A 26,770-nucleotide genomic window follows, 5' to 3' on the forward strand; every position below is an offset into this window, starting at 1 on the left:
CCAACAACAATAAAAGGACGCACCACCATGAAAGCATTCAAACGCACCCTGCTCGCCACTGCCCTGGCCCTGCTCGCCCTGCCGGTGATGGCCGATTCCGCCCACCCGAAAATCGGCTTCTCCATCGACGACCTGCGCCTGGAGCGCTGGTCCCGCGACCGTGATTACTTCGTCGCTGCCGCTGAAAAACTCGATGCCAAGGTGTTCGTGCAGTCGGCCGATGCCAACGAGCAGAAGCAAATCTCGCAGATCGAAAACCTCATCTCCCGTGGAGTCGACGTGATCGTCATCGTGCCGTTCAACGCCACCGTGCTGACCAACGCCGTCGCCGAGGCCAAAAAAGCCGGGATCAAGGTGGTGTCCTATGACCGCCTGATCCTCAACGCCGACATTGACGCCTATATCTCCTTCGATAACGAAAAAGTCGGTGAGATGCAGGCCAACGGCGTGCTGCAAGCGGCGCCCAAGGGCAATTACTTCTTGCTCGGCGGCGCGCCCACCGACAACAACGCCAAGGTGCTGCGCGAAGGCCAGATGAAGGTGCTGCAACCGGCCATCGACAAGGGCGATATCAAGATTGTCGGCCAGCAGTGGGTCAAGGAATGGAACCCCACCGAAGCCCTGAGCATCGTTGAAAACGCCCTGACCCGAAATAACAACAAGATCGACGCGATTGTGGCCTCCAACGATGCCACCGCCGGCGGCGCGATCCAGGCCCTGGCCGCGCAGAAGCTCGCGGGCAAGGTGCCGATCTCCGGCCAGGACGCTGACCTTGCGGCCATCAAGCGCGTGATCGACGGCACCCAGACCATGACCGTGTACAAGCCACTCAAGCTGATCGCCACCGAAGCCGCCAAGCTCTCGGTGCAGCTGGCGCGTAATGAAAAACCCACCTACAGCTCGCAATACGACAATGGCAGCAAAAAGGTCGACACCATCCTGCTCACGCCAACCCCGCTGACCAAGGCCAATATCGACCTGCTGGAGAAGGACGGTTTCTATACCAAAGAGCAGATTGCCGGGCAGTGACCGCCATGGCCGACTACTTGCTGCAAATGAACGGCATCGTCAAAAGCTTTGGCGGCGTCAACGCGCTGAACGGCATCGATATCAAGGTGCGGCCGGGGGAATGCGTCGGCCTGTGCGGCGAAAACGGTGCCGGCAAATCCACCTTGATGAAGGTGCTGTCGGCGGTCTACCCCTATGGCACCTGGGACGGTGAAATCCTCTGGGACGGGCAGCCACTCAAGGCCCACTCGATCAGTGAAACCGAGGCCGCCGGCATCGTTATCATTCATCAGGAGCTGACCCTGGTGCCGGACTTGTCGGTGGCCGAGAACATCTTCATGGGCCACGAACTGACCTTGCCCGGCGGGCGCATGAACTACCCGGCCATGCTGCAGCGCGCCGAAGCGCTGATGCGCGAACTCAAGGTGCCGGACATGAATGTGGCGCTGCCGGTGTCGCAGTACGGCGGCGGCTATCAACAGTTGGTGGAAATCGCCAAAGCCCTGAACAAACAGGCGCGCCTGTTGATTCTCGACGAGCCCTCCTCGGCCCTGACCCGTTCGGAAATCGAGGTGCTGCTCGACATTATCCGAGGCCTCAAGGCCAAGGGCGTGGCCTGCGTGTACATCTCCCACAAGCTCGATGAAGTGGCCGCCGTGTGCGACACCATCGCGGTGATTCGCGACGGCAAGCACATCGCAACCACGGCCATGGCCGACATGGATATTGCACAGATCATCACGCAGATGGTTGGCCGCGAGATGAGCAACCTCTACCCCACCGAGCCCCATGCCGTCGGCGAGGTGATTTTCGAAGCGCGCAACGTCACCTGCTATGACGTCGACAACCCCAAACGCAAACGCGTGGACGATGTGTCCTTCGTGCTCAAGCGCGGGGAAATCCTCGGCATTGCCGGGCTGGTGGGTGCCGGGCGCACGGAACTGGTGTCGGCCCTGTTCGGCGCCTACCCTGGCCGCTACAGCGCCGAGGTGTGGCTGGACGGGCAACTGATCGACACGCGCACGCCGCTCAAATCGATCCGTGCCGGGCTGTGCATGGTGCCCGAAGACCGCAAGCGCCAAGGCATCATTCCCGACTTCGGGGTGGGCCAGAACATCACCCTGGCGGTGCTCGACCGCTATGCGCATATGACCCGCATCGACGCCGAAGCCGAACTGGGCAGCATCGACCAGCAAATTGCGCGCCTGCACCTCAAGACCGCCAGCCCGTTTTTGCCGATCACCAGCCTGTCCGGCGGCAACCAGCAAAAGGCCGTGCTGGCAAAAATGCTGATGGCCAAGCCCCGGGTGCTGATCCTCGACGAGCCCACACGCGGCGTGGATGTGGGCGCCAAGTATGAGATCTACAAACTGATGGGCGCGCTGGCCGCCGAGGGTGTGGCGATCATCATGGTTTCTTCGGAACTGGCCGAAGTGCTGGGGGTTTCCAACCGCGTGCTGGTGATTGGCGACGGCCAGTTGCGCGGCGATTTCATCAATGAAGGGCTCACCCAGGAACAGGTGCTCGCCGCCGCGCTCAGCCAACACAATAAGAATGGGAAAACCGCGTAGATGAATCAGGTCAAACACCTTTTTACCCGCTACAAAATGCTCGCCCTGGTGATCGCCGTGGCAATCATCTGGGTGTTTTTCAGCTGGCAGACCGAGGGCGGTTTTCTCACACCGCGCAACCTGTCGAACCTGCTGCGGCAAATGTCGATCACCGGGATCCTGGCGTGCGGCATGGTGCTGGTGATCATCAGCGGCGAGATCGATTTGTCGGTGGGTTCGCTGCTGGGGCTGTTGGGCGGGCTGGCGGCGATTCTGGACGTGGTCTACCACATTCCGCTACTGGCCAACCTGAGCCTGGTGGCGCTGTGCGGCTTGATGATCGGCCTGGCCAACGGCTACATGACCGCCTACCTGCGCATCCCCTCGTTCATTGTCGGCCTGGGCGGCATGTTGGCGTTTCGCGGGATTTTGCTGGGGATTACCGGCGGCACCACCATTGCGCCGGTGTCGCCGTCGCTGGTGTATGTGGGCCAGGGGTATTTGCCGCATTCGGTGGGCGTGGGGCTGGGCGTGTTGCTGTTTGCCTTGACCCTGTTCCTGACCTGGAAGCAACGGCGCAACCGCGCGCTGCATGGCCTGGCGGCGCATTCGTTGGTGCGTGACCTGTTGCGCGTGGCTGTGATCGGCGCCGTGCTGGCCGGCTTCGTCACCACCCTCAACAGTTACGACGGCATCCCCGTGCCGGTGCTGCTGTTGCTGGTGCTGCTCGGCGTGTTCAGCTACGTCACCAGCCAGACCGTGTTCGGCCGCCGCGTGTACGCAGTGGGCAGCAATATGGAAGCCACCCGCCTGTCAGGCATCAATGTGCAGGCGGTAAAACTGTGGATCTTCGGCATCATGGGCGTGATGTGCGCCCTCGCCGGCCTGGTCAACACCGCACGCCTGGCTGCCGGCTCACCGTCGGCGGGCAATATGGGCGAACTGGATGCGATTGCCGCTTGTTTTATCGGCGGCACCTCCATGCGCGGCGGCTCAGGCACGGTGTATGGCGCGTTGCTCGGGGCGCTGGTGATTACCAGCCTGGATAACGGCATGTCGATGCTGGATGTGGACAGCTATTGGCAGATGATTGTGAAGGGCAGCATTCTGGTGCTGGCGGTGTGGGTGGATGTGAGTACGCGGGCGGGCAGGCGCTGACAGGGTCGCGCCAATGTGGGAGCTGGCTTGCCTGCGATAGCGGTGTATCAGTGCCAGCCAGTTGGCTGACACTCCGCGATCGCAGGCAAGGTGATCGACGGCTTACGTGAGTGACTTGAACACAAGCACCGACGCCGCCGTAGTGTGCGTGGCTACTGCGCTGTCAGCGTTCAAGAAATGCTGCTCCCGTCGAAAATGTTATACGTAAGCTCGGGAACCTTGGAGGGTTTGGACAGGTAGACAAATAACTTATTGTCTGCCTCTTGGACGGCCAGGACTTGCATAGGCTCACCCGGTGCTACGGCGACATGGTCAGGCAAAAAGCTGGTTGATAAGTTCTTTTTGGGTATCGACTGATCAAACACATACACAACCTGTTGAGTGGCGTTACCGCGTTCCCCTGCTTCCTCCGTAGCCCAACTTTCCCATTCAGTGGCATTACGGACGGTCGCCGAAGCAGACTGTACACCTGAGTCTTTAAACACCTGACCTACGCCATTCTTGATCTTTTCAGCGCCCTCTGGCGTGACGAAAGCAGAACGATAGGCTTTGCCTTCGAAACTGTTTAACTCATCGAATTCTTCAAGGAACATATCCAGCTCAACGGTGCGTTCACCTGTTCGCAACGATTCATTGATAGCATTGCTATCCTTATCTATATATTCCCCCACCTCGTCAAAATCTTCTGCGTTACTTTCGTTAATGAGCTTCGTCAGTGTGTCTGCAAAGGTTTGGCGTTGTGCTTGGGTAACGGGGGCTGCTGCGTTGCTTTGCTCAGTAATAACAGCGTCTAGCGCTTCACTTGCCTGGGCATATTCCAATGGAATGAACGCTGACTCGACACCACCACCCACAACGCCCCTGAGTTGCCAAACGCCCGCCTCATCGGGCTTCGCGATAATGCCACTGTTTACCCACTTCGATGGATCAACCGGGTCTGGATTACGCAACAAATAATGCACGCCATCCCCACCATCAGGCGTGTCAGCGACAAAGTACTTTTGCCCTCTAAACTCAATTTCGCGCATCTGCGCAAAGGTTGCAGGTGCGTCAGTAGTTGGGTTTACTGTTGGCGGTGATTCAACAACTACTTCAGCGGTATTTTGCGAAGCGCTGGGGGTTCGCATCAGTTCCAAGTCGCTGTTCGAAGAGTCCGGACTCCATGTGTAATTTTTGCCCGGCGCTGAGACCTCAGAGGCGTTGGCTACCCCACGCAGTCCCTCACTCAGCGCAACCTCGTGCGCCAGTTGCAAGCTTGAAATCACCGCTGCGGCAGTGCCGCCAAGGCGATCGGATGACGTCTTGCCATAGATGGAGTCATGGATACCAAAGACGATATTGCCCGCGTTACCGACACCAGGCAGATAACCGAAGGTATTGCCCCAAAGGCTTTTTGCGGCCTTCCAGTTTTGCTGCGAGGAACCAAACACTTGAGTTTGGTCGGACCACACCGCGTTTTTAGCATTCACCTCCTGGTAGTGAGCGGCAATACCGGTATCCAGGTTGCCGTATTTCAACCGATAACCGCTGTCGCGCGACTCGGTGTAATTAAATGTCTCCCACACGGGCACAGCCTGATCTTTAACGAGGCTTCGATAGCCAGGGTAGGTGGCATGGTTACCTGCAATTAAATTATCCAGCACATCGCCCGCCTTGGGCCAATGCGCATCTTGGGTACCTTGCCTGTCGCCGGCATTGAAACTGCGCAGCAAATGATTACGGTTTTTTTTAGCCCAACCGGCAAAGTCCCGATCGTTCCATATTTCGGTGACCCCGCCATTCTTCAAATCGATCATCACGCCCTTATGGGGTCTGCTTTCTACATCGCCTTTGAACTCTAAGAACGGAACAAAGGCATACCCTGCCAATGGGTAGCCATAAATATTCGGCACAATGACCTGCCCGTTCCTGCGTAACGTGCGCTTGACGGCCATTTGCGCGGCTTCGCTTAACTGCTCGAAACCTACCTTGTCATTGGCCAGGCTTTGCAAGGTGCCCCGTACGGCATAGGCATCCGCTTTGCCTGAACGCTGAGCCAATGCTCCCGTCGTGTCGCGCATGGGCTGGGATATCTCAAGCTCCCAATGACGCTGAAGTTTGTTGCCCATCGACTGCAGATCCGCGACCTTGCTTCTGTCCTGGGGCTCAATATGCATAGATTGGACGTTGACCGTGCCGCCTTGCTCGACTTGATCGTGCGCAAACGTGCCGGCGGCAATTTCCCACGCAAAGTAGGTACGCGTATTTTCATTGGTTACATGGGAGGCCCCGTTAAGCTCCCTTACTGACGAGGTGAACCTTACGTTGATTTTTTCATGAGGGTCATAGCCTGCGGCCAGTAACCCACCACTGAAGTAGCCCGCAGGTTCGAGAAATTGGCGAGCCTGCTGGAATTTGACGTTGCGTTCGCCATCGCTGCCATTTTCTATATTGTTGATCGCCGCAACGACACGATCAGCATAGGCATCGATTCGCCGCATACGCTCAGGTAGCTTATAGGCCGCAGTGGGCGCAGTAACGTGGGCGGCACCATAAATGAGCGACTTGTAAAAAATATCTTGTGACAGGGGAGCAGCGCTCATTTCTGAATTAAAACTGACAGAGGTACTAATGCCGCCTACTGTGAAACCAACTGTTTGAACATTATTAGAGTCCTGCGTACCGGCCGCTGGTTCAAGAGCAACCGTTATCGCAGATTGTATAAATGGAAACAGATTTAAACTCATATCAGGATACCCTTTCAGAATATTTACCCTCCCAAAACCTTGAGCACGAACATGAGTTAAACAACTATCACTCTCTGTTCAAATCATATGAAGTTGGGAGCCAGTCCCGGGTGTACTTTTGCCCCTTTGGCATTATTTCCACACCAGTAATAAGATGAGTCGTACCGAAGAATGAACGAGTTCCTTCGATAGAAGTCACGTTTGTTACCTGCTGTTTTTGCACCGCACAGCGTGGAAGTTGAACAGGACAGGCTATCGGTGCACTTGATTGTTGAACGCTCGGTGGGTGGCCTGTCGTCATGCTTTGTAAAGGGCCAGCAAGACGTGTCGGTTCCTTGATCAGACAGGTACTAAACGATGAAAAAATTGTCCCCGACCCACCTAACAATTCCGCCAAAGACCGCGCCGCCTTCAACCGCGCCATCGACCATTACCTACCCACCCCCGGCGTTCACAGTGTTATCGAAGACCTGAGCTTCGAAGATGCCCTGCTCTACACCGCCAGCTTGCTCGACAGCGCTTCGGCCACCACGCTCAATTGCAGTGAAATGCTCGCCAGCCCCGAACGGGCGAAGATGCTGGCGGTGTGACATTTGCTCGAGCTGGCAAGGACCACGGTGGATCGCTCCATCGAATGCCTGAAGCCCGCCAGGGCTATGGCTTAAACGCGGTAAAAAAATATGGGAGCTGGCTTGCCTGCGATGGCGGTGTATCAGCCAGAACATCTGGTACTGATATACCGCCATCGAAGGCAAGCCAGCTCCCACAATTGACCTGCGGTGTATTTAAGTTACTTGGACACCGGCATCGCAAACTCCGCGCCCTGCTCGATGCTCTCCGACCAGCGCTGCATGATCGACTTCTGCTTGGTGTAGAAGCGCACGCCTTCCGTGCCGTAGGCATGCATGTCGCCAAACAAACTCTTCTTCCAGCCACCAAAACCATGCCAGGCCATCGGCACCGGAATCGGCACGTTGATGCCGACCATGCCCACTTCGATGCGCCGGGCAAACTCGCGGGCAATGTTGCCGTCGCGGGTAAAGCAGCTGACGCCGTTGCCGAATTCATGGTCGTTGACCAACTTGATCGCCTCGGCAAAGTCATTGACACGCACGCAGGCCAGCACCGGGCCGAAGATTTCTTCGCGGTAGATGCTCATGTCTTTCGTCACGTGGTCGAACAAGGTCGCGCCGAGCCAGAAACCATTTTCCAAACCTGCCTCGGTCGGCACGTAGTCACGCCCATCAAGCAGCAGTTTTGCGCCGGCTTGCACGCCTTGTTCGATGTAGCCGCTGATGCGTTCCAATGCGGCGCGGGACACGATCGGGCCCATTTCAGCCTTCAAATCGCGGCCGTCGGTGATACGCAGGTGCTTGGCGCGCTCGGTCAAGGAAGCGATGACTTTGTCACCCACATCACCGACCAACACGGCGACGGAAATCGCCATGCAACGCTCGCCGGCACTGCCGTAGGCGGCGCCCATCAGCGCATCCACGGTTTTTTCGATATCCGCGTCGGGCATCACCACCATGTGGTTTTTCGCGCCGCCCAGGCCTTGCACGCGCTTGCCGTTGCGCGCGCCGGTCTCGTAGATGTATTGCGCAATCGGCGTGGAGCCGACGAAGCTCATGGCCTTGACGTCCGGGTGTTCGAGCAGAGCATCCACCGATTCCTTGTCGCCCTGCACCACGTTGAACACGCCTTTGGGCAGGCCGGCTTCACGCAGCAGTTCGGCCATGAACAGCGAGGCGCTCGGGTCGGTCGGGCTTGGCTTGAGGATAAAGGTGTTGCCCGCCGCAATGGCGATCGGGTACATCCACATCGGCACCATCACCGGGAAGTTGAACGGCGTGACGCCCGCTACAACACCCAAGGGTTGGCGCATCGTCCAGTTGTCCATGCCACGGGAAACCTGGTCGGAGTGCTCGCCCTTGAGCAGGTTGGGAATGCCGCAGGCGAATTCCAGAATATCGATGCCACGGTCGACTTCGCCCTGGGCATCGGTGAAGACTTTGCCGTGCTCGGCGACGATGATGCGCGCCAGGTCGTCCTTGCGTTCACGCAGCAAGTGCAGGTACTCGAACAACACGCGAGCGCGGCGGATTGGCGGTGTGTCGGCCCAACCGGCGAACGCGGCCTGGGCAGCGGCGACGGCTTCGCCGACGGTCTGGCGGCTGGCCAGGGCGACGCGGCCGGTGATTGTGCCGGTGGCTGGGTTGTAGACGTCTTGATAGCGATCATCGCGGCTCACGCGTTGGTCGTTGATGTAGTGCTCGATCGTGCTGGTCATGGCAGTTGATCCCAGGTGGGTAGCGTTGAGGCACACGATAGGCTTTCAGTTTGTTCCAAACCAGAGCAGAATCCAGAACTTATTGTCCTTGTGAGCGAACAATAGCATCATGGAAAAATCCGAGATCGAAGGGCTGTGGACCCATATTCACTGGTTGTCGGTGCTCGAAGAGCAAGGCACCTACACCGCCGCCGCCGCGCGCCTGGGGGTGAGCAAGTCGGCCGTCAGCCAGCGCATCTCGGACCTGGAAAAAGCCACCGGCACCCGGCTGGTCACCCGCACCACGCGCAGTGTGCGGCTCACCGATGCGGGGCTGTCGTTGACCCGCGAAGTGCGCAGTGCTTACGAGCATATCGCCCGCAGCTTCTCGTCGGTGCGCGACTCGGCCGGGGAGATTCGCGGGCTGGTGCGCCTCACCGCGCCGGTCGCATTTGCGCGGCAGCAATTGGTGCCGCATCTGTCGGCGTTTTTACAGCTGTACCCGCAAGTGCGCATACAGCTGGACGTGTCGGATGCCCTGAGTTCACTGGCAGCCGAAGGTTACGACCTGGCGGTGCGCCATGGCTTCCAAGTGCCCGAGACCCATGTGGCCTGGAAGTTGTGCGACACCGGCTCGGTGCTGGTCGCCACCCAGGACTACCTGCAACGCCACGGCGAACCCCGCGAGCCTGCCGACCTCAGCGCCCACAACTGCCTCTACTACCCACGCGGCGCCGATCAGCCGGCCTGGACATTCGAGCGCGGCGGCAAAAAAGTCGAACGTCTCACCGTGCCCATCGCCGGCAGCTTTTCCACCAACAACAGCGAAGCCTTGCGCGACTCGGCGCTCAACCACCTGGGCATCGCCCTGCTCCCGGATTTCAGCGCCCAGGCGGCGCTGGCCAGCGGCCAGTTGGTGCAAGTACTCAAGGGCTGGACGCTCAAGGGCGCATTTGCCGATGAGATCTACTTGATCCGCCCGTATTCACCCCATGTGCCGAAGTCGGTGAGTGCGTTGGTGGGGTATTTGAAGGACAAACTGTCGGGTGGGTTTCGGTTTGTGGGATGAGGCAGAGCCCGCGAGGCATGTCCTTTCTAGAGGCTATGGCTTAAACGCGGTCAAAAAATGTGGGAGCGGGCTTGCTCGCGAATGCGGTGGGTCAGCCACACATGTGCTGACTGACACTACGCTTTCGCGAGCAAGCCCGCTCCCACATTGGATCTGTGGCGCTGCTCCGTGTGGCTGATCAGTCAGTGGCCTTTCGACATGGTTTGTAAAGGGCCAGCAAGGCGCGTCCCTTTTAATTGCAGGACGTTTCCTAGACAATCCCTGCCGCCTTGTGCCTGTTGGAATCGATGGCTAGTCTGCGATCCGTCACTGCTCATCAGTGATCGGGTTTAGTCGCCCGGTTTCAGAACAGGCGCATCGTCCTCCGAAGTTTATGGTGGCTGTGCGCAGGGCGCCTTCGGGCGCGCCGGGTTCCTGTTCTGACCGGTCGACTAACCTGCGTACAGCTGCCACCCTCGTTTAGTCGCGAAGCGTGTCGGCTCCTTGACCAGACAGGTACTAAACGATGAAGAAAATTGTCCCCGACCCACCCCGCAATTGCGCCAAAGACCGCGCCGCCTTCAACCGCGCCATAGACCATTACCTGCCCACCCCCGGCGTTCACAGCGTGATCGAAGACCTGAGCTTTGAAGACGCCTTGCTCTACACCGCCAGCCTGCTCGACAGCGCTTCGGCCACCACGCTCAATTGCAGCGAAATGCTCGCCAGCCCCGAACGGGCGAAGATTCTGGCGGTGTGGCATTTGCTCGAGCTGGCCCGCACCACGGTGGATCGCTCTATCGAGTGCCTGAAACCCACCAAGGCAATGGCCTAAACGCGGTAAAAAAATGTGGGAGCGGGCTTGCTCGCGAATGCGGTGGGTCAGCCACACCTGTGCTGACTGACACTGCGCTTTCGCGAGCAAGCCCGTTCCCACAATGGACCTGCTGAGTATTTGAGTTATTTGGATGCGCTGCATTAAACGGAATAGTTCTCGACCACTACGAGCGCCTAAACTTGTTATAGCCAGCCGCAATAATTAACCAAACAAACCCCACCGTTATGTAATCAACTTGTTACTTGCAAAGCCCCTCACCAACAGCTTCTTGACGCCGACAAAAAAGCCATACAACTAATTGTAAATATTGAACAATCATCGCCGCTCCTGCTCCACTCAAACGCCCTTTTTAAACTCCCGCCCGCACAAACTTGCAAAACAACCACAACCGGCTACGTTCATGAATACCGTGAAAGCCATCAGCCATTACGCACAAAACCTGCCAGCCAGGTGAGGGGTTTTATTGCTCTAAAAAAAGCGCAAGCACAGACACGGAACTTAAGTCTCAACACTCAAAAGGGATGCTTTGATGAAGCGCAGCCAGTGGTATCGTGCATGCTCGAAAAAGGCGCCAGCCGAACATTTTTGGCTGTCATTGGTGTGCTTTTCTGCGCTGGTGATTGCCAGCTTCCTGTTGTTTGAACAACAGATCCAAGACTTCCTGATTCACCTTAACCTCTACCAACCGTCTACACCTGCCCAGGCGTTTAACCTGGCACTGTTGCTGGTCGCCCTGCTCGCGCTGGACGTGGTGCTGCCGGTGCCGTCGAGCATGGTGGCGTTGCTGGCGGTGGCCATGCTCGGCAGCATTGGCGGTTACCTGGCGATCTTTATCGGGCTGTGCCTGGGCGCAGGCCTGGGGTATGCCCTGGGCGCCGGTTATTTTCGTTTGCTGTCGGGCCGCCTTGGCTTGCATCAGCGCTCGCCCGGGCAGTTGGGGCACCGGCTGGGCACGCTGTCGTTGATTTGCCTGCGCGGTGTGCCGGTGCTGGCGGAAACCTCGGTGGTGGCCGCCGGGATGCAGCGCTATCCGCTGCGGGCGTTTTTGCTGATCACTACCTTGGCCAATGCCGGCCTGGCGCTGGCTTACACGGCCATTGGCACGTTCCTGATCGAACAGAATTCATTGCTGGTCACGGTGCTGGCCAGCATGGTGTTGCCACTGGTATTTGTGGCGATCTACAGCTTGCTCAAGCGCAAGCCCAAAGTCGACCAGCCTTTGCGCGGGCGGTTCGAGGTGACTTACGACTACCCGGTGATCTTCACCGACCACCTGTTCGACCCACTCAACCCGTGCCTGCACCACCAGCTCATCACCCAGCACAGTGCGCCGGTCACAGTGATGGTGTTCGCCGATGAGCAACTGCTGCACAGCGCCCCTGCGTTGCGCGACCAGATCGACGCCTACTTCGCGGCCCATGCCGATCTGCAGTTGCTCGCCACGCCCATCGCGGTGCCGGCGGGTGAACTGAGCAAGACCTCAGAGGTGTTGCAGCAACTCTACGGCGACATGCTGCAACACGGCCTGGACCGGCATTGCTACGTGCTGGCCCTGGGCGGCGGCGCGGTGCTGGATGCGGTGGGTTACGCCTGCGCGACCTTCCACCGGGGCATCCGGCTGATTCGTATTCCCAGCACCGTGCTGGCCCAGAACGATGCCGGTATCGGCGTCAAAAACGGCATCAATGCCTTCGGCCAGAAGAACCTGCTCGGCGCGTTCTACCCCGCCAACGCGGTGATCAACGACTTCCAGCTGCTCACCAGCCTCACCCGCCGCGACCAGATCGCCGGGCTCGCCGAGGCGGTGAAGGTGGCGCTGATCAAGGACGCCGCGTTCTTCGAATGGATGGAAGCCAACGCCAGCGCCCTCGCCCACTTTGACCACACCGCCAGCCGCTACGCAATTCGCCGTTGCGCCGAGCTGCACCTGGGGCATATCACCGGTGCCGGTGACCCGTTTGAGCGCGGCAACGGTCGCCCGCTGGATTACGGGCACTGGGCTGCGCACAAGCTGGAAAACCTCAGCCACCACCGGCTGCGCCATGGCGAAGCAGTAGCCGTGGGCATGGCCCTGGATGGGCTTTACGCAAACGCACTCGGCCTGTTGAGCGATACCGAGACCGAGCGCGTGATGAACCTGCTGGACACCCTGGGCTTCAACCTGTGCCCGCCGGAACTGAGTGCGACCGATGCCCAGGGCCGCTCGCCGCTGTTGCTCGGCCTGGAGGAGTTTCGTCAGCACTTGGGCGGGCAACTGTCGATCCCCATGCTCACCGGCATCGGCCAGTCGGTGGACCTGCATGAAATCGACAGCGTGAAGATGCACGCAGCGCTGCAACGGCTGGCGGCCCACAACAGCCCGGCACTGCCTGCCACCGAGGGCTACGCGCGATGAGCCCGATGAAAACCTGGATGACCCTCGGCCGCGTGTCCAACCTGCCCACGGTGTGGACCAACACCCTCGCCGCCGCCCTGCTCGCCAGCAGTGCCGGGGCCCTGGCGCCGCCCTCGTCGTTGGTGTGGGGGCTGCTGCTGATCACCTTGTCGCTGCTGTACCTGGCCGGGATGTTCTTGAATGACCTGCTCGACGCCGACTGGGACGAGCAACACCACAACCCGCGCCCGATCACCCTGGGACTTGCCAGCCGCCAGCAAGTCGGTTTGGCCACAACCTTGCTGCTGGTACTTGCGGCAGCGGCGGTACTGGGCCTGAGCCGTTTGATCGACACGCCGCATTGGCTGCTCGGCGGCGTGGTGCTGCTGGTGGGTTGCATCTTCGGCTACAACCTGCTGCATAAAAAATACGCCCACAGCGTGTGGTTGATGGGCGCCTGCCGCTCGGCGCTGTACCTCACGGCCGCCGCCAGCCTGGCGGTGCCGTCGGAGCCGATCTGGCTGTGCGCAATTCTGCTTGGCGTGTACATCAGCGGCCTGACCTACCTGGCCCGCCAGGAGCATCGCAACCAACTGATCAGCCGCCTGCCATTGCTGTTGATGCTCAGCCCGCTGGCGCTGGCGCTCTACTCCAACAACCTGTGGTTCTGGCCGGTATTGCTGCTGTGGCTGGGCTGGTTGGGCTGGCATTACTGGAAACACCTGGCTCACCCGCAACAGCGCCAGGTGCGCGCGTTTATCGGCGCAGGTTTAGCCGCACTGCCGTTGTTCGATGCACTGGTGCTGGCAGTGGCCAACCAGCCGTTGGGCAGCCTGTTGTGTGTGCTGGTGTTTTTCCTGCTTCCCCACTTTCAGCGCTGGATCAAACCGACATGAACATGCGCCCGGATTCTCTCGCCGACCTTCGCTTGAGCCTCACCCAACAGCTGGATGCCACGCAACTGCATTGGTGGTTGCAGGCACATGCACAGCTTGAAGAACAACCGCATGCTTCCACGGCGGCGCTGCTGAGCGGCCAGTGCAAACGCCAGTTGCCTGCCGCCGTTGTCGCGCCAGCCCGGGCACTGGTGGTGGCCAAGGCGCTGGAACACACGCCGGCAGACGATCACCTGCCGCTGCTGCGCCAACTGTTCCTGTGGGGCGATGACCAGGAAAAAATCGCCCTGCTCAGCGCCCTCGACTGGCTCGACCGCGACGGGTTGTGCCTGGAGCTGGCGTTGCAGGCCGGGCGCACCAGCAACCCCCAGGTGTTTGCCGCCCTCGCCCTCGACACCGCCTACCCGTCACGTCATTACCCGGAACGCGCCTTTCACCAGCTGGTGCTCAAGGCACTCGGCATGGGGCTCGACATCGGGCGCCTGGTCAATCTTGCTCACCATCACAGCGTGACGCTCAACCAGCTCGCCCTCGACCTTCTCGACGAACAACTCGCGGCCTCGCGCACCGTGTCCCCAGGCTTACCCAAAGCGATCGCCTTTGACCTGCTCAGCCCGGCGCAGTTACAGCGCCTGCGCGGCCTGAACCTGCCACCCGAATGGCACGCCTACCTGAACTGATGCACATCGCCTTCCCTTGACGAGGATTCACCATGCTCAAGTACTTCGATCCGCATATCCATATGGTCAGCCGCACCACCGACGACTACCAGAACATGGCCGCCGCCGGCATCACCGGGGTGATCGAGCCGGCGTTCTGGCAAGGCCAGGCGCGCACCAGCCTGGGCAGTTTCGTCGACTATTTCGACACGCTGCTGGGCTGGGAACGCTTTCGCGCGAGCATGTTCGGCATCCACCACTTCTGCACCATCGGCCTGAACCCCAAGGAGGCCAATGACCTGTCGATTGCCAACGAAGTGCTGGAGATTCTGCCGCGTTATCTGGTCAAGGATGGCGTGGTGGCGGTGGGGGAAATCGGCTATGACGACATCACTCCCGAAGAGGACCGCTTCCTCGCCGCACAACTGGAGCTGGCCAAGCAATTCAACCTGCCGGTGCTGGTGCACACGCCGCATCGCGACAAGATTGGCGGCACCAAACGCACCCTCGCCGTGATCCGCGAAGTGGGAATTGCCGAACACCTGGTGATTATCGACCACCTCAACGAACTGACCTTGCCGCTGGTGCTCGACAGCGACTGCTGGCGCGGCCATTCGATCTACCCCAACACCAAGATGTCGGAGCAGCGCATGGTCGCGCTGTTGCAGGAATACGGCACCGAAAAAATGGTGGTCAACAGCGCAGCAGACTGGGGCATCAGCGACCCGCTCAAGGTGCCCAAGACCGGCCAGGCGATGCTCGCGGCCGGGTTCACGCACGCCCAGGTCGAACAAGTGCTGTTCCATAACCCAGTGGACTTCTTTGCCCAGAGCGGCCAGCTCGACAAAGCCCTGGTAAGCACGCCGCTGCCCATCGACCAGCGCAAGCAATGGCAAGAAAACTCGGCCCTGCGTGGCCAGGACCCGGTGATCAAATGAGCGCCGTCAACGGCTGGACGGCCAGCCAGATCGGCTATTGCAGCAACGTGCACCCGGCCCGCGACCTGGCCGCGCTGCGCGCTTCCATCACCGAGCATTTCCAGGGCGTGCGCAGCTTGCGCGGGCTGGCCCAACAAGACAGCGGCCTGTGGATCTGCGCCCAGGCGGCGGCGCAATTACAGCACGCCTCGGCGCGCACGCAGTTTGTGCAGTTGCTTAAGCAAAGCGGCGTGCGCTTGACCTCACTGAACGGTTTCCCCTACGGCGATTTCCACCAGGGCGCGGTGAAGGCCGAGGTGTATTTGCCCAGCTGGGCCGACCCGCAACGGCTGGCGTACAGCCTGGACCTGGCGCGCATCCTTGCCCATGCCCTGCCCGACGATTGCCGCCAAGGGGTGATTTCCACGGTGCCGCTGGGCTATGCCGCAACCTGGAGCAAAGCGCGGCAACTGCGCGCCGATGAACACTTGACCCAACTCACGGAGGCACTGGCCACGCTGCACCGCAGAACCGGCAAGAAAATTGTGTTCTGCCTGGAGATGGAACCCGACTGTGTGCTGGAAAACACCGAGCAGACCCTCGCGTTCTTTCAGCGCCGACAGGCCATGGACCCGAACCATGCCTACCTGGCGCTGTGTTTTGATGTGTGCCACCAAGCGGTGATGTTCGAGGATTGTTATCAATCCCTGGATCGGCTGCGTGCGGCCGGTGTGCCGGTGGGCAAGGTCCAGCTGTCCAATGCGATGATCTGCCACTTGCCGCCCGACGATGCCGTTCGGCGCAAAGCCGTGCTCGACACCCTCGCAAGCTTTGCCGAAGCCACCTACCTGCACCAGGTCAAGGCACTCGATGCACAGGGCGGCCGCGTGGCCTGGCCCGACCTGCCGGCAGCCTTGCAAGGGTGCGCCGGGTTCAACGAGCTGCGCATTCACTTCCATATCCCGCTGTTCAGCGAACACCTGTTGTTGCCCGAACTGCGCGGCAGCCAGGTGGCGCTGGCGCAGACCTTCGACTACCTGGCCGCCCACACCGAGTTCCGCCCGGTGCTGGAGGTGGAAACCTACAGCTGGGGCGTGCTGCCCGCGCAACTGCGACCCACCACGCAACAGGCGCAGCTGGAAGGCATCGCCGCCGAGCTGCGTTGGGTAGAAGGCCAATTGCGCCAGCGCAACCTGCTGCAAACTTTGATGCAGGAGGCGTATGCCGATGCGCTCTGAGCAACCGCTGCTGCTGATCAATGTGGTCGGGCTGACGCCGTCGCTGTTGGGTGAGGCGACGCCGCAGATCAACGCGCTGCTCAAGACCGCCCAGATGGCCAGCCTGCAACCGGTGTTCCCCGCCGTGACGTCCACGGTGCAGGCCTCGATCCTCACCGGTGCGCCGCCGTCACAGCATGGGATTGTCGGCAATGGCTGGTACTTTCGCGACCAGGCCGAGGTGCGTTTCTGGCTGCAACCCAACGCGCTGATCCAGGGCGAAAAGGTCTGGCACACCCTCAAGCGTGAAATGCCGGGCTTTCGCTGCAGCCAGTTGTTCTGGTGGTACAACATGTACGCCGATGTGAGCGCCTCCATCACGCCGCGCCCGCATTACCCGGCCGATGGGCGCAAACAATTTGGCCTGTACTCGTCGCCGCCAGGGTTGCATGAGCAGATCGAGGCGCAGATTGGCGAGTTCCCCTTCCACGGTTTTTGGGGGCCGGCGGCGGGCATCGCGTCGAGCCGCTGGATCGTCGATTGCGCCATGGCCGAGTTCCAGATCAGTCACCCGCACCTGCAGTTGATCTACCTCCCCCATCTGGATTACAGCCTGCAGCGCGTGGGGCCTGAGCACCCGTCGATTGCTGCTGAAGTGCGTGCCATCGACCACGAAGTCGGGCGCTTGCTGGCCTTCGCCGAGGCCCAGGGCGCGGCGGTGATGCTGCTGTCTGAGTACGGCATCGAAGCCGTCACGCAGTCGGTGTCGATCAATCGCGTGTTGCGCGCCGAAGGCTTGTTGCAGGTGCGCCAATCCTTGAGCTGGGAATTGCTCGACCCCGGCGCCAGCGAGGCGTTTGCGGTGGCGGACCATCAGGTCGCGCATGTCTACGTAAAGCACGCGCAGGACATTCCGCGCGTTAAAGCCTTGTTGCAGCGCCAGCCCGGCATCGAGCAGGTGCTGGACAAGGCCGAACAACGCGCCTGGCAGCTCGACCATCCACGCAGCGGCGAGCTGGTGGCCGTGGCTGCGGCCGGGTTCTGGTTCGATTACTACTACTGGCTGGATGAGCGCAAAGCGCCGGACTTTGCGCGCACCGTGGACATTCACCGCAAGCCCGGCTACGACCCGGTCGAGCTGTTTATCGACCCGGCGATTCGCTTGCCCAAGCTCAAAGTGGCGCGCCGCCTGCTGCAAAAAAAGCTCGGCTTTCGCTACTACATGGACCTGATCCCACTGGACACGGGGTTAGTCCGTGGCAGCCACGGCCGCCTGCCCGGCAGCACGCAGACCGGCCCACTGCTGATCTCCAATTGCGACCTGGCGTTGCCGCAGCAACTGGCGGCGACGGCAGTCAAGCAACTGCTCCTGGAGCACTTCCTGGGGCGCCCTCACCTCGAACTGGCGAATGCCAAGGAGCTTTCATGCGGCGAGCCTTATCTATAACGGTCCTGAGCGCACTGGCCGGATTGGCCCAGGCACAGGACACCAACCCCTTCGACTGCAGCAACTTTTTGCAGTTTGGAGGCAATCTCGACGCCACCCGGGCCGCCTTCACCCAAGGCCCCGACACCCTCGCCTGGAACTGGTTTGCCTGCCTGAACCAGCCTGCCGGCGCGCAAAGCCCTGACCGAGTCTGGGAAACCCTGAAACCGTCGGACCAAGTCTACCTGCCTAACGGCGCCCAACCGCTGCCCTACGGCCAAAGCGTGCCACCACCCGCCGCCGTGCTGACCCAGGCCCAGGCGATGGGCATGAACCCCAACCGCATCTTGCATAACCTCAACGCCACGCAACAGGTGGACGGGCTGATCCTGCAAATGGGCGGCCAGGTGCCGGCGGCCGAAAAAGGCCAGGCGGTGCGCTTCCAACTGCTGATGGGCCAGGACACCTTCAACTACATCGTGCAGCAGAAGGTTTACAACGTGAATGGCCAGGCCGCACTCACCAGCGACCTGAACTTCCCCTCCACTGCCTGGGAGCTGAAAGCCGCGTGGCTGTGGATCGGTAACGACACGGCCTACCAGCAACAATTGGCCAGCCAGGGTTACTACATTGCCCAGGCCTACTACCAGCAGGGCAAGCAGTATCAGGTCGGCTATGCGGCGCTGAGCGGCTTGCATGTGATCAACAAGCTGAACCCGGACTGGGTGTGGACCACCTTCGAAAACCGTAACAACAGCCAGTACACGGTGACCAACGCGGCACCTGCCGCGCCGATGACCAACAGCACCGGGCCAACAGCGGCGGCGCAGCCGGTGAACGCCACCTTCCAGGCCCAATACCCGGCGTTGGCGCAGTACGAACTGATCGGCGTGCAATCCAACACCACGCCCACTTTGCTCGCTAACTCCCAGCTGGAATCAGCGTTCCAAAGTGAATCCTCCTGCTTTGCCTGCCATGGCACCGCGGCCTATTCGCCCAAGCAGGGCTACTTCAATTTCGCCTTGAACAAAGACGGCGGCATCGTCTACCCCACCGCGCCGCTGCCCGCCTCCGACTTTGTCGGTTACCACAAACTGGACTTTGTCTGGTCGCTCAAACGCGCCCAGTGGCAACGTTAAGGAGCCTCACATGAGCGTCTTGAATTTCCCGCGTATCTACCTGGGCGGCCATATGTTCTGGAACCCGCCGACTGCCAACAACAACGACATGTACCCGCTGTACGATGCGGTAAAAATGCAGATGAACTGGCCTTTCTTGAAGGCCTTCGACATCACCCCGCTGAACGCCGTCAGCACCTTGTTGCCCTGGACCATCGCCCCGCTGCCGCCCGCCAGCGTGCCCGACTACGTGATGCAGGTGCCGGGCAATGCCGGGCAGTTGACCACGTCGATGATCCCCGGCGAGTGGAACCTGTTCGGCGACAATGCCTGCGGCACCGTGAGCTACAACCAGACCCAGTCGGTGATCACCGGCGGCGAGTTGCCGGGCGGCGGCTATGTGGGCCAGGACCCGCTGATCAACCAGAGCTTCCAGCTGCTCGGCAACCCCTTCGGCGGTGCGCCCAGCTCGCCGGCGCGCTTTGTCGACGTGAGCCCCTGGCAGAACACTTTTACCGCGCTGTACTTCGACAAACTGGTGCTGGGCAATGCCGAGTGCGGCCTGACGCTTAATCGCCAGTTCCGCATGCTCGACCGTTTTCTCAACTTCAACTGGGCCAACCTCGGCGGCCTGGCCTACGTGACCACCACCTGGCAAACCTGTTTCCCCAAAGAGAACCTGGAATGGGTGATCGGCAATTCGGTCTTGCTGCAAAACCTGCAAACCCAAATGGCGCAACAAAATGCCAAGGGCTTGATGTTCCGTTTTTCGACCTATCTGACGTGCTACGACAAGAACGGCATCCTCAACAACTACCCGCCGATCGACACCCACTCCTCCAGCACGGCGGCCCAAGCCCAGGTGCAGGCCATGTACCAACAGGGGCTGGATAACGTCGGCGATATCTTCTTCAACCCGGCCTATAGCCGCACGGTCGGCACCCTTGGCCTGTGGCTGGAAGATGAGTTCCCTACCGCCCCCGCAGGACGGCGCCTGGTGCCGGCAGGTGCAGTGCCCATCTACAAGACCTCGCCGGGCACGGCTACCCAGGCGCAGCTCGGGGTGATCTCGGCGCAGGCCCATAACAACACCTTGTCGCTGGACCTGGGCAATGCCTTCCCGTTCTACCCGATCGACAAGGCGGCGGACATCCCGGTCGCGGCCAAATTCCAGGCCGGCAATTACCAGATCGGCATCCGCCAGGGCACGCAATTCAGCCCGCTGGCCAGTTTTGGTTATGACGATTATCAACAAGCAGCCTTCGACAAACGCTCGGGCATTCTCGACCTGCCGTTGGGCGTGGACGCCCAGGCACTCCTGCAAACCGGCACCCTGGAATTGCAACAGCCCGGCACCACGCCCGTGATCGCCGCGACCCAGCAGATGTGGACCGCCGAAGTCGTCGAGAGCGCCAGCTTTATCGACGTGGGCGACACCAGAACCCTGCAAGTGATGGTGCAATACGACGGCCTGCCCGCACCCGCCGGCACCACCTTGTGGGTGGCCGAATACGGCAATGCCTACATGCTGTGTACCACCGACTATTACCTGGCCTTCAGCAACGCGGCTAACTTCACGCTGTTTAACAACGACCCGGCCAACCCGGCGAATAACAGCGCCAACTGGCCGCAATTCCAAGGCGCGACTACCCTGCGCAGCCACGTGACCGAGGGCACCGGCCGCCAGTTGATGGCGACACGGCTGGCGGTTTCGGCCGATCAAATGACGCCGATGACCTACCAGGAATTTTTGCCCACACCTGCCGCCGTGGCTTTGAGCCCGACGCTCACGTTCGCCAACCCGATCGCCATGCAAGGCACCTTGCAAGACCCGCTCAACAGTACGGTGCAGTACAGCCTTGCGAAGATCCAGACCGACGCCAACGGCATCGCCAACCTGACCGTCACGGCCCAGGCGCCGGGCTTTCCGACCTTGCGCTTCTTTGTGCAGGAAGGTCAGCAAACCCCGACGATCCCGTTCAGCTTCCCGCTGCCCACGGCCTTCACCGACTTTCTCGCGCCGCTGCGGGTGCTGCCGCTGGAGCCGCAGTTGCAGCAGAACTTCGTCGACGCCTGGAACCTGATTTATCAGCGCGAAAACGCCGGCCAACTGATCTGGGAGACCTTCATCTACCCCTTCATCCTGCAGCCGTTCTATTACCTGTACCCGATCATGAGCAAGTTCATGCCGCTCAATTCCTTGTCGCGCATTGAGGGCGCGGTGGACCAACTGATTGTGTTGATCAGCAAGCCCTATCAGGAAGAAAGCACCCTGGCGATGCCCATCACGCGGGACATGCCGCAAAGCCGTCGAGCCGTGCTGGAGCTGTGGGCGAACGCCCTGGTGAAACGCAACTACCCACCCGTGCAACTGAGCATGAGCGACTACCACTGAGCCACACACAGGAGCGCCGGGTGGCCCCGCGGCTGCCCGGCACCACACAGGAGTGTCCCATGAACACCAGCCTTTTGAGCCGACTGTTGCTGCTGCTTGTGCTGCTCAGCCCCGCCGCATTTGCCGCCGACGACAGCGGCGCCGTGTACTTCACCAATGGCGTGCACAACAACGAGGGGTGCAACCCACAGAACGGCAATTGCATCGCCAAGCGTTTACCGGGCGAGCCATCCGATCCGTTTTTCCCGGCGCAATGGATCAGCGACTGGACGATGTACCGGGTGATCAATAACTACGCGAAAAACCCGCCGCCCTACAGCAACCCGCCTTCAACCCTCACACCTGCCGACTACACGGTCTCGCGCGGGACAAGCTATTACGACACCACCTATATCCCGCCAGATGGCGACGGCTTCGGCGCGATGATGGAGCACTACGAGAAGTACTGCCTGCCGATCTTCCCGATCAAGAACAACAACTACACCTGCTCGTTCGTGTCCCTGGGCAACAAGGCGTACTTTTTGACTTACCCGCAGGACCGCCCGAAAGACATGCCCGCGTGCTGCATGTTTTCGCCGATGAACCACCCACCGCGCCAGGACTTTATCGAGCACCTGCCCTACAGCGCCGAGCGCAGCAAAAACCTCAACGCCAGCGTGCAGGCCTATGCCCTGGACCTGCAATCACCGGCGGGGCCGATCCTGTTTGGCTATGCCTTCAACAAGCGCCAGACCGGCGCACCACCCTACCGCTGGCCGCAGTCGTTCTTCTTTTCCGGCGACACCAGCGTCGCCAATGCGCCGATCGTGAGCCAGAACTACACCAATTTTCGTATCGCCAAACCCGACCCCAGGCAGACCTGGGACCAAGTGGCCGCGATGTGCCCGTCGAACCCGCCGCCGTGCCAGTTGTTCGAGCCGCCGGCATCCCAGAGCAACGGCCATAAGGCGCAATGGAACCAACTGATGCAGCGCAAGCCTTGAGGAAGATCATCATGAAAACCCTACTGAGTGTGATGCTGCTGGGGCTGGTCAGCCTGCCGGCCTTGGCACGCGAAGAACCGCAGCCGTCGATGCTGGCCACACAGCTCAACTGCCAGCCGCCCACCAGCGCCCCGGCCGCCAATGCGCCGCAGGACCAGTTCGATCAATACAGCTGGCAGATGTTTGTCGCCCTGAACTGGCCGGCCCAGGACGGGCAGCGCGGCACGCCCAACTGCAACAAGCAGCCAGGCGATGCGGGCTACACCGTGTGGCAAACCTACAAGACTGTCAGTGAGATCTTCCTGCCGGGCGCCGCCAACCCTGGGCCGTGGAACAGCCCGCTGACGGCGCGCAGCCTGGGCATTATCAATATTGCTGCGCTGAAGAACAGTTCGCTGGTCAACTCCATCGACCAGGCGGTCGGCGGCTGGCTGATCGACCAGGCGGGCAACCCGACCTACTACGATATCTCGGCCAACCAGGCGTCCTATAACTACATTGTCGGCAACCGCTTCTACAACGCGAATGTGGTGTCCAAAGCCAATAACATCAGCTTCCCCAATGGGGTGATCGAGATCAAATCGAGCTGGCGCATCCTCACGCCCAAGGACAATGCCAGCCATTACCTGACCCAGATTGCGCGCGTGGCCACGTTCAATAATCAGGGCCAACGCACCGGGGTGACCGAAGCGTATCTGGGGCTGGTGGGTCTGCATATCATCACCAAGGTCAATGGCTACCCGCAGTGGATCTGGTCGACCTTCGAGCAGATCGAAAACGTGCCGCCCAAGGCCAAGGTCAATGGCCAGTGGGTCGATCAACCGGTCTCCGGTACGGCGTATTCCTACTACAACCCGTTGGCCCCGGCCGCCACGCTCAACCAGTCGCCGTGCAACTGGCAGACCCAGGGCACGCAACTGGTCTGTGTGCCCAAGCCCGGCACCACGTTCCAGACGCCGAACCCGCTTAACCGCGTCACGCCGATTGCCGACGCCACACGCTGGGTGAACGCCAATTACCAGGCCAACCCCGGCCTGCAACGCAGCGTGTTGAAGTACTACCAGCTCATCACCACCCAGCGCCCGCTGATGCCCAACAACCCGAGCAACCCGTTGGGCCAGCCGACGCCGGCGCTGTCGGCGAACGTGACCATGGAGAGCTACATCCAGCCCAACAGCAGTTGCATGAACTGCCATTCCATGGCGACGCCGGTGAAGAGCCCGTTCAAGTCTGATTTCTCTTACCTGTTCAAATTCGCCAACCCGCCCGTCACCCCACACGCCACGGACAAGGAATAGACCATGAGCATCCTCAATGGACCACGACTGAATTTCTGGGGTGGCATCCGCACGGACGTGAGCTTGCCGAATAACTCGCCGACCATCCCGTTCAACGGCAACCCGAACTGGCCGCTGTTCGACCTCACCACCTCGACCCTGGCGCCGGGTACGCAGCCCTACACCGATGACCAGTTGAACAGCATGATCAACGCGCCGGCGGGCAACTACTACACCGCCGGCGGCTGGAACCACTATGGCCAGCATGTGGTGGACATGCAGAACGCTTTGATCAGCTCCCAAGGTGTGCCGGGCAACATCAGCACCACCGGCGACATGATTGGCCAGCCGGTGTACCTGCTCGGTTCGGTAGACCCGGTGACCGGCCAAGGCCCGGTCTCCGGCCCGATGATGGTGGACCTGGACCCCAGCGCCTCGACCACCACGCAGATATTTGTCGGCGGCCTGCAAATTGGCGGCAACGATAATATCCAGTTGCTGATCCGCAACAATGCGGTATGCAGCAGTTACGACGTGACCGGCCGCGTGCTCGACCCGGCAAAAATGGACGCACCGGGCTCGTTCCATGCCAGCGGCACGTTTCAGCTGACCTTCCCGCTGAGCAGCATCGTCAGCTGGAACCAGAACAGTGCCGGCCTCAGGGCGATTATTCAGGCGCCGGGCGCGACAGGCATTGTTTTGCGGTTTGTGATGTTCGAGATGTGCCCGCAGATGACCACAGCGCAGTTGGACGCCGATTACGCCGCCGGCAAGTACACGCCTAACCCGAGCATCGGGCGGGTGATCGGCACCCTGGCCCCGGCGTTTGCCGGCGAGCTGCCGGGTTGCCAGCCGGGCCGCCAGATCGTCAACCAGGCCACGGGCAACGCCGCCTATGCGGCGCTGGGCAACAACGGCTTGCTGAGCCTGGATATGGTCAATGTCATCCCCAAGCAAACCTTCCGCGCCGTGCGCGATGACATCACCAGCCCCATCGGGCCGAATGCCAATTACGGGCCGGTGACCATTGCCGCCGGTACAGCACCGCTGACGACGCTCAACCCGACCGCCAGCCCGCTGGTCAATTACTACGTGTACGGCGGTATCGTCGACCTGCCCCTGAATGCCAGCCAACAGCAAGCCGTGAGGACCACGGCGTTGAACATCACCGCGCCCAATGCGGTGAACGGTAAAAAACTCAATGCCACCGAGGCGACGTACCGGGTGTCTGCCGACCAGCGTAATGTGTACCTGGAGGATTACCCCAATGGCCTGACCATCACCCTGCGCGTCAGCTACCTGGGTGGGCCGGTGCCCAGCGCCACCAAGGTGAGCCTGGGGGCCAGCGCGCCGGGTGTTTACGATCAAAAGCAGTACATCGACTTTCTCAACTTCCCTGCTTCACTGACCGTGAATGCCGGGCAACAGACGGTGAGTTTCCCGGTCACGCTCAAAAGCGGCAGTGCCGGCCAGGCAGGTTTTGTCGCGCTGACCTGCACGGCCAATGGCGTGGACGACGGCGCCTTCTTCACCAACCTGCGCAAATACGCCCAGACTGATTTTGGCATCCCCAAGGGCAGCACCATCACCTGGGCGCAGGTTTACCCGAACGTGCTGCGCTTTCACTACCTGGCCTTCCCCGCCATGTCGCGCTACGTGCCGCTCAACCAGCCCGACGCGATCATGGCCGCGAAAAACGCGATTCTGGCGCGCACCTCGGATGCCTACAAAGGCACCACGCTGTTCATGCCGGTCGTGCGCTCGATGTCGCCAGCCCAGCGTGCGTTGCTGCGCGCCTACCTCACCGGCAGCCCATGGCAGCCGCCTCAATAGGAGCACACCCTATGACCTTGCATATTCCGGCGCGGCCCATTGAAGCGCTGCACTCCAGCACACTGATTGCCGATGGCCTGCTCAACCCACGCGGCCTGTGCCTGCAAGACGATGGCAGCCTGCTGTTGGCCGAAGCCGGCTCCGGCCTGGCGGATCAATCCTTCAGCGGCCGCATCAGCCGCTTGCAACCCGACCCTGCGCGGCCTGGCGACCACTTGCCCGGCGAAGTCATTGCCCAAGGCTTTCGCAGCATGAACATGCAGGCGCGCATGCTGCGCGATGAAATCATGGGCATATCGGACATCGCCTGCGGTGATGGGCGTTGCCTGGCCAGTCTCACCGATTATGTCGGCGGCTCGCAACTGCTCGACCTGCAATACAACCCACCTGAGCCGGTGTTCCACAGCCGGGGCAATTTGAATGCGCTGTGCTACCACCCCACCCGCCACAGCTGGCTGGCGGTAAAGCCGGATACCAATCAACTGGTGGAATTCACTGATGGCCGGGACGAACGAGTGCTGGCGCAACTGCCGGAACTCGATCAAGGCCAGGAAGCCGTGCCCGTGACCCTGGTGTACGAACCGCACACGGACGCGGTGCTGATCAGCCTGTTCTCTGGCGAGCTGCACGGCGACCCGGTGCGCAAGGGCCTCGATTTTGCCGATTTTGCCGGTCAAGTGATCCGCGTACACCCGGCCAGCGGGCAAATAGAGGTGGTGATACGCGGCCTGCAATTGCCCACGGGCCTGGCGTTGTGCCCGCGCGGCAGGTTGCTGGTGCTGGAGCTGTGCAGCCACCTGCAACAACCGCTGCTGCCGGACTGGAACGGCGAGCCGCTGCACGGCGGTTTTACCCGGTTCAGTGGACGCTTGTTGCGTTGCAACCTGCACACCCGGGAAGTCGAAGAGCTGGTGCGCGGCCTGGATACGCCGTCCAACTTATGCGTGGTGCCGGGCGCTGTGCTGATCAGCGAAGGCATGGGCCTGGCCGGTCGGCCAATCCCCACGCCCTACAACACTGTGGTGCCATTGAGCGGCAAGATAAGGCGGGTGCCGCTTTGAAACCATGCCCTACGCAG

At 60.8% G+C, this 26,770-nt stretch carries 19 protein-coding genes and 1 pseudogene; 18 read left to right on the top strand and 2 right to left on the bottom strand.

Going from position 1 to position 26,770, the window contains the following annotated elements; genetic code table 11:
* Window positions 1–27 precede the first annotated feature (27 nt).
* From xylF to K0H48_RS11070, 3 genes are read left to right on the top strand one after another with little or no spacing between them, the layout of a single operon-like run.
* Window positions 28–1,029, top strand: a complete 1,002-nt coding sequence (gene xylF / locus K0H48_RS11060) for a D-xylose ABC transporter substrate-binding protein (protein ID WP_219267495.1) — start codon at window positions 28–30, stop codon at window positions 1,027–1,029.
* A 5-nt stretch (window positions 1,030–1,034) separates the two neighbouring features.
* On the top strand, window positions 1,035–2,579 hold the full coding sequence (xylG, locus tag K0H48_RS11065; protein ID WP_219267496.1) for a D-xylose ABC transporter ATP-binding protein: 1,545 nt from the start codon (window positions 1,035–1,037) through the stop codon (window positions 2,577–2,579).
* A complete protein-coding gene (locus K0H48_RS11070) occupies window positions 2,580–3,716 on the top strand; it encodes a sugar ABC transporter permease (protein ID WP_219267497.1) in 1,137 nt (378 codons plus the stop codon). It abuts the gene before it with no gap.
* Window positions 3,717–3,886: 170 nt separating this feature from the next.
* On the opposite strand, the gene K0H48_RS11075 is transcribed toward K0H48_RS11070, so the two are convergent.
* Window positions 3,887–6,442 (bottom strand): hypothetical protein, encoded by a 2,556-nt coding sequence (locus K0H48_RS11075; RefSeq protein WP_219267498.1) that lies wholly within the window; start codon window positions 6,440–6,442, stop codon window positions 3,887–3,889.
* Window positions 6,443–6,741: 299 nt separating this feature from the next.
* On the opposite strand from K0H48_RS11075, the pseudogene K0H48_RS11080 reads away from it, so the two are divergent.
* A pseudogene (locus tag K0H48_RS11080) lies at window positions 6,742–7,029 on the top strand (hypothetical protein); the annotation flags it as partial.
* Between the two features lie 203 nt (window positions 7,030–7,232).
* On the opposite strand, the gene K0H48_RS11085 reads toward K0H48_RS11080, so the two are convergent.
* Entirely contained in the window at window positions 7,233–8,732 is a 1,500-nt protein-coding gene (locus K0H48_RS11085; protein ID WP_219267499.1) for a CoA-acylating methylmalonate-semialdehyde dehydrogenase, read from the bottom strand.
* 109 nt (window positions 8,733–8,841) lie between these two features.
* On the opposite strand from K0H48_RS11085, the gene K0H48_RS11090 reads away from it, so the two are divergent.
* The 14 genes from K0H48_RS11090 to K0H48_RS11155 all read left to right on the top strand — a co-directional run bounded on the left by K0H48_RS11090 (window position 8,842) and on the right by K0H48_RS11155 (window position 26,753).
* Window positions 8,842–9,780, top strand: coding sequence for a LysR family transcriptional regulator (locus K0H48_RS11090; protein ID WP_219267500.1), 939 nt, complete (start codon window positions 8,842–8,844; stop codon window positions 9,778–9,780).
* A gap of 505 nt (window positions 9,781–10,285) precedes the next feature.
* The gene (locus K0H48_RS11095) at window positions 10,286–10,594 is read left to right on the top strand and encodes a hypothetical protein (protein WP_219267501.1); all 309 of its coding nucleotides are present in this window, start codon (window positions 10,286–10,288) and stop codon (window positions 10,592–10,594) included.
* Between the two features lie 532 nt (window positions 10,595–11,126).
* On the top strand, window positions 11,127–12,992 hold the full coding sequence (locus K0H48_RS11100) for a 3-dehydroquinate synthase (protein WP_219267502.1): 1,866 nt from the start codon (window positions 11,127–11,129) through the stop codon (window positions 12,990–12,992).
* Between the two features lie 5 nt (window positions 12,993–12,997).
* Entirely contained in the window at window positions 12,998–13,867 is an 870-nt protein-coding gene (locus K0H48_RS11105) for a UbiA family prenyltransferase (protein WP_219267950.1), read from the top strand.
* Window positions 13,864–14,547, top strand: a complete 684-nt coding sequence (locus tag K0H48_RS11110; RefSeq protein WP_219267503.1) for an EboA domain-containing protein — start codon at window positions 13,864–13,866, stop codon at window positions 14,545–14,547. The genes K0H48_RS11105 and K0H48_RS11110 overlap by 4 nt, the downstream gene beginning before the upstream one ends.
* A 32-nt stretch (window positions 14,548–14,579) precedes the next feature.
* Window positions 14,580–15,464 (top strand): TatD family hydrolase, encoded by an 885-nt coding sequence (locus K0H48_RS11115; RefSeq protein ID WP_219267504.1) that lies wholly within the window; start codon window positions 14,580–14,582, stop codon window positions 15,462–15,464.
* Window positions 15,461–16,681, top strand: a complete 1,221-nt coding sequence (gene eboE / locus K0H48_RS11120) for a metabolite traffic protein EboE (RefSeq protein WP_219267505.1) — start codon at window positions 15,461–15,463, stop codon at window positions 16,679–16,681. Before K0H48_RS11115 ends, eboE begins: the two co-directional genes overlap by 4 nt.
* Complete coding sequence (locus K0H48_RS11125; RefSeq protein WP_219267951.1) at window positions 16,671–18,107, top strand: alkaline phosphatase family protein; 1,437 nt, start codon at window positions 16,671–16,673, stop codon at window positions 18,105–18,107. The genes eboE and K0H48_RS11125 overlap by 11 nt, the downstream gene beginning before the upstream one ends.
* Entirely contained in the window at window positions 18,086–19,225 is a 1,140-nt protein-coding gene (locus K0H48_RS11130; protein ID WP_219267506.1) for a hypothetical protein, read from the top strand. Before K0H48_RS11125 ends, K0H48_RS11130 begins: the two co-directional genes overlap by 22 nt.
* Before the next feature lie 10 nt (window positions 19,226–19,235).
* The gene (locus tag K0H48_RS11135; protein WP_219267507.1) at window positions 19,236–21,599 is read left to right on the top strand and encodes a hypothetical protein; all 2,364 of its coding nucleotides are present in this window, start codon (window positions 19,236–19,238) and stop codon (window positions 21,597–21,599) included.
* Window positions 21,600–21,658: 59 nt separating this feature from the next.
* A complete protein-coding gene (locus K0H48_RS11140) occupies window positions 21,659–22,582 on the top strand; it encodes a hypothetical protein (protein WP_219267508.1) in 924 nt (307 codons plus the stop codon).
* Window positions 22,583–22,593: 11 nt separating this feature from the next.
* Window positions 22,594–23,880 carry a hypothetical protein gene (locus tag K0H48_RS11145; RefSeq protein ID WP_219267509.1) on the top strand — a complete coding sequence of 429 codons (1,287 nt, stop codon included), beginning with the start codon at window positions 22,594–22,596 and terminating at the stop codon, window positions 23,878–23,880.
* Window positions 23,881–23,883: 3 nt separating this feature from the next.
* Window positions 23,884–25,692, top strand: coding sequence for a hypothetical protein (locus K0H48_RS11150; RefSeq protein ID WP_219267510.1), 1,809 nt, complete (start codon window positions 23,884–23,886; stop codon window positions 25,690–25,692).
* A gap of 11 nt (window positions 25,693–25,703) precedes the next feature.
* On the top strand, window positions 25,704–26,753 hold the full coding sequence (locus tag K0H48_RS11155; RefSeq protein ID WP_219267511.1) for a hypothetical protein: 1,050 nt from the start codon (window positions 25,704–25,706) through the stop codon (window positions 26,751–26,753).
* Window positions 26,754–26,770 lie beyond the last annotated feature (17 nt).

Origin of the sequence: Pseudomonas sp. Xaverov 259, assembly GCF_019352915.1 — a bacterium.
Lineage (GTDB): Bacteria > Pseudomonadota > Gammaproteobacteria > Pseudomonadales > Pseudomonadaceae > Aquipseudomonas.

What these genes read in the sequence shown, in the direction of transcription:
- K0H48_RS11075 (WP_219267498.1), bottom strand. Translation starts at nt 6,442, where the DNA reads ATGAGTTTAAATCTGTTTCCATTTATACAATCTGCGATAACGGTTGCT.
- K0H48_RS11085 (WP_219267499.1), bottom strand. Translation starts at nt 8,732, where the DNA reads ATGACCAGCACGATCGAGCACTACATCAACGACCAACGCGTGAGCCGC.
- K0H48_RS11100 (WP_219267502.1), top strand. Translation starts at nt 11,127, where the DNA reads ATGAAGCGCAGCCAGTGGTATCGTGCATGCTCGAAAAAGGCGCCAGCC.
- K0H48_RS11125 (WP_219267951.1), top strand. Translation starts at nt 16,671, where the DNA reads ATGCGCTCTGAGCAACCGCTGCTGCTGATCAATGTGGTCGGGCTGACG.
- K0H48_RS11130 (WP_219267506.1), top strand. Translation starts at nt 18,086, where the DNA reads ATGCGGCGAGCCTTATCTATAACGGTCCTGAGCGCACTGGCCGGATTG.
- K0H48_RS11095 (WP_219267501.1), top strand. Translation starts at nt 10,286, where the DNA reads ATGAAGAAAATTGTCCCCGACCCACCCCGCAATTGCGCCAAAGACCGC.
- xylG (WP_219267496.1), top strand. Translation starts at nt 1,035, where the DNA reads ATGGCCGACTACTTGCTGCAAATGAACGGCATCGTCAAAAGCTTTGGC.
- K0H48_RS11110 (WP_219267503.1), top strand. Translation starts at nt 13,864, where the DNA reads ATGAACATGCGCCCGGATTCTCTCGCCGACCTTCGCTTGAGCCTCACC.
- xylF (WP_219267495.1), top strand. Translation starts at nt 28, where the DNA reads ATGAAAGCATTCAAACGCACCCTGCTCGCCACTGCCCTGGCCCTGCTC.
- K0H48_RS11070 (WP_219267497.1), top strand. Translation starts at nt 2,580, where the DNA reads ATGAATCAGGTCAAACACCTTTTTACCCGCTACAAAATGCTCGCCCTG.
- K0H48_RS11090 (WP_219267500.1), top strand. Translation starts at nt 8,842, where the DNA reads ATGGAAAAATCCGAGATCGAAGGGCTGTGGACCCATATTCACTGGTTG.
- K0H48_RS11140 (WP_219267508.1), top strand. Translation starts at nt 21,659, where the DNA reads ATGAACACCAGCCTTTTGAGCCGACTGTTGCTGCTGCTTGTGCTGCTC.
- K0H48_RS11155 (WP_219267511.1), top strand. Translation starts at nt 25,704, where the DNA reads ATGACCTTGCATATTCCGGCGCGGCCCATTGAAGCGCTGCACTCCAGC.
- K0H48_RS11115 (WP_219267504.1), top strand. Translation starts at nt 14,580, where the DNA reads ATGCTCAAGTACTTCGATCCGCATATCCATATGGTCAGCCGCACCACC.
- K0H48_RS11145 (WP_219267509.1), top strand. Translation starts at nt 22,594, where the DNA reads ATGAAAACCCTACTGAGTGTGATGCTGCTGGGGCTGGTCAGCCTGCCG.
- K0H48_RS11150 (WP_219267510.1), top strand. Translation starts at nt 23,884, where the DNA reads ATGAGCATCCTCAATGGACCACGACTGAATTTCTGGGGTGGCATCCGC.
- K0H48_RS11135 (WP_219267507.1), top strand. Translation starts at nt 19,236, where the DNA reads ATGAGCGTCTTGAATTTCCCGCGTATCTACCTGGGCGGCCATATGTTC.
- K0H48_RS11105 (WP_219267950.1), top strand. Translation starts at nt 12,998, where the DNA reads ATGAAAACCTGGATGACCCTCGGCCGCGTGTCCAACCTGCCCACGGTG.
- eboE (WP_219267505.1), top strand. Translation starts at nt 15,461, where the DNA reads ATGAGCGCCGTCAACGGCTGGACGGCCAGCCAGATCGGCTATTGCAGC.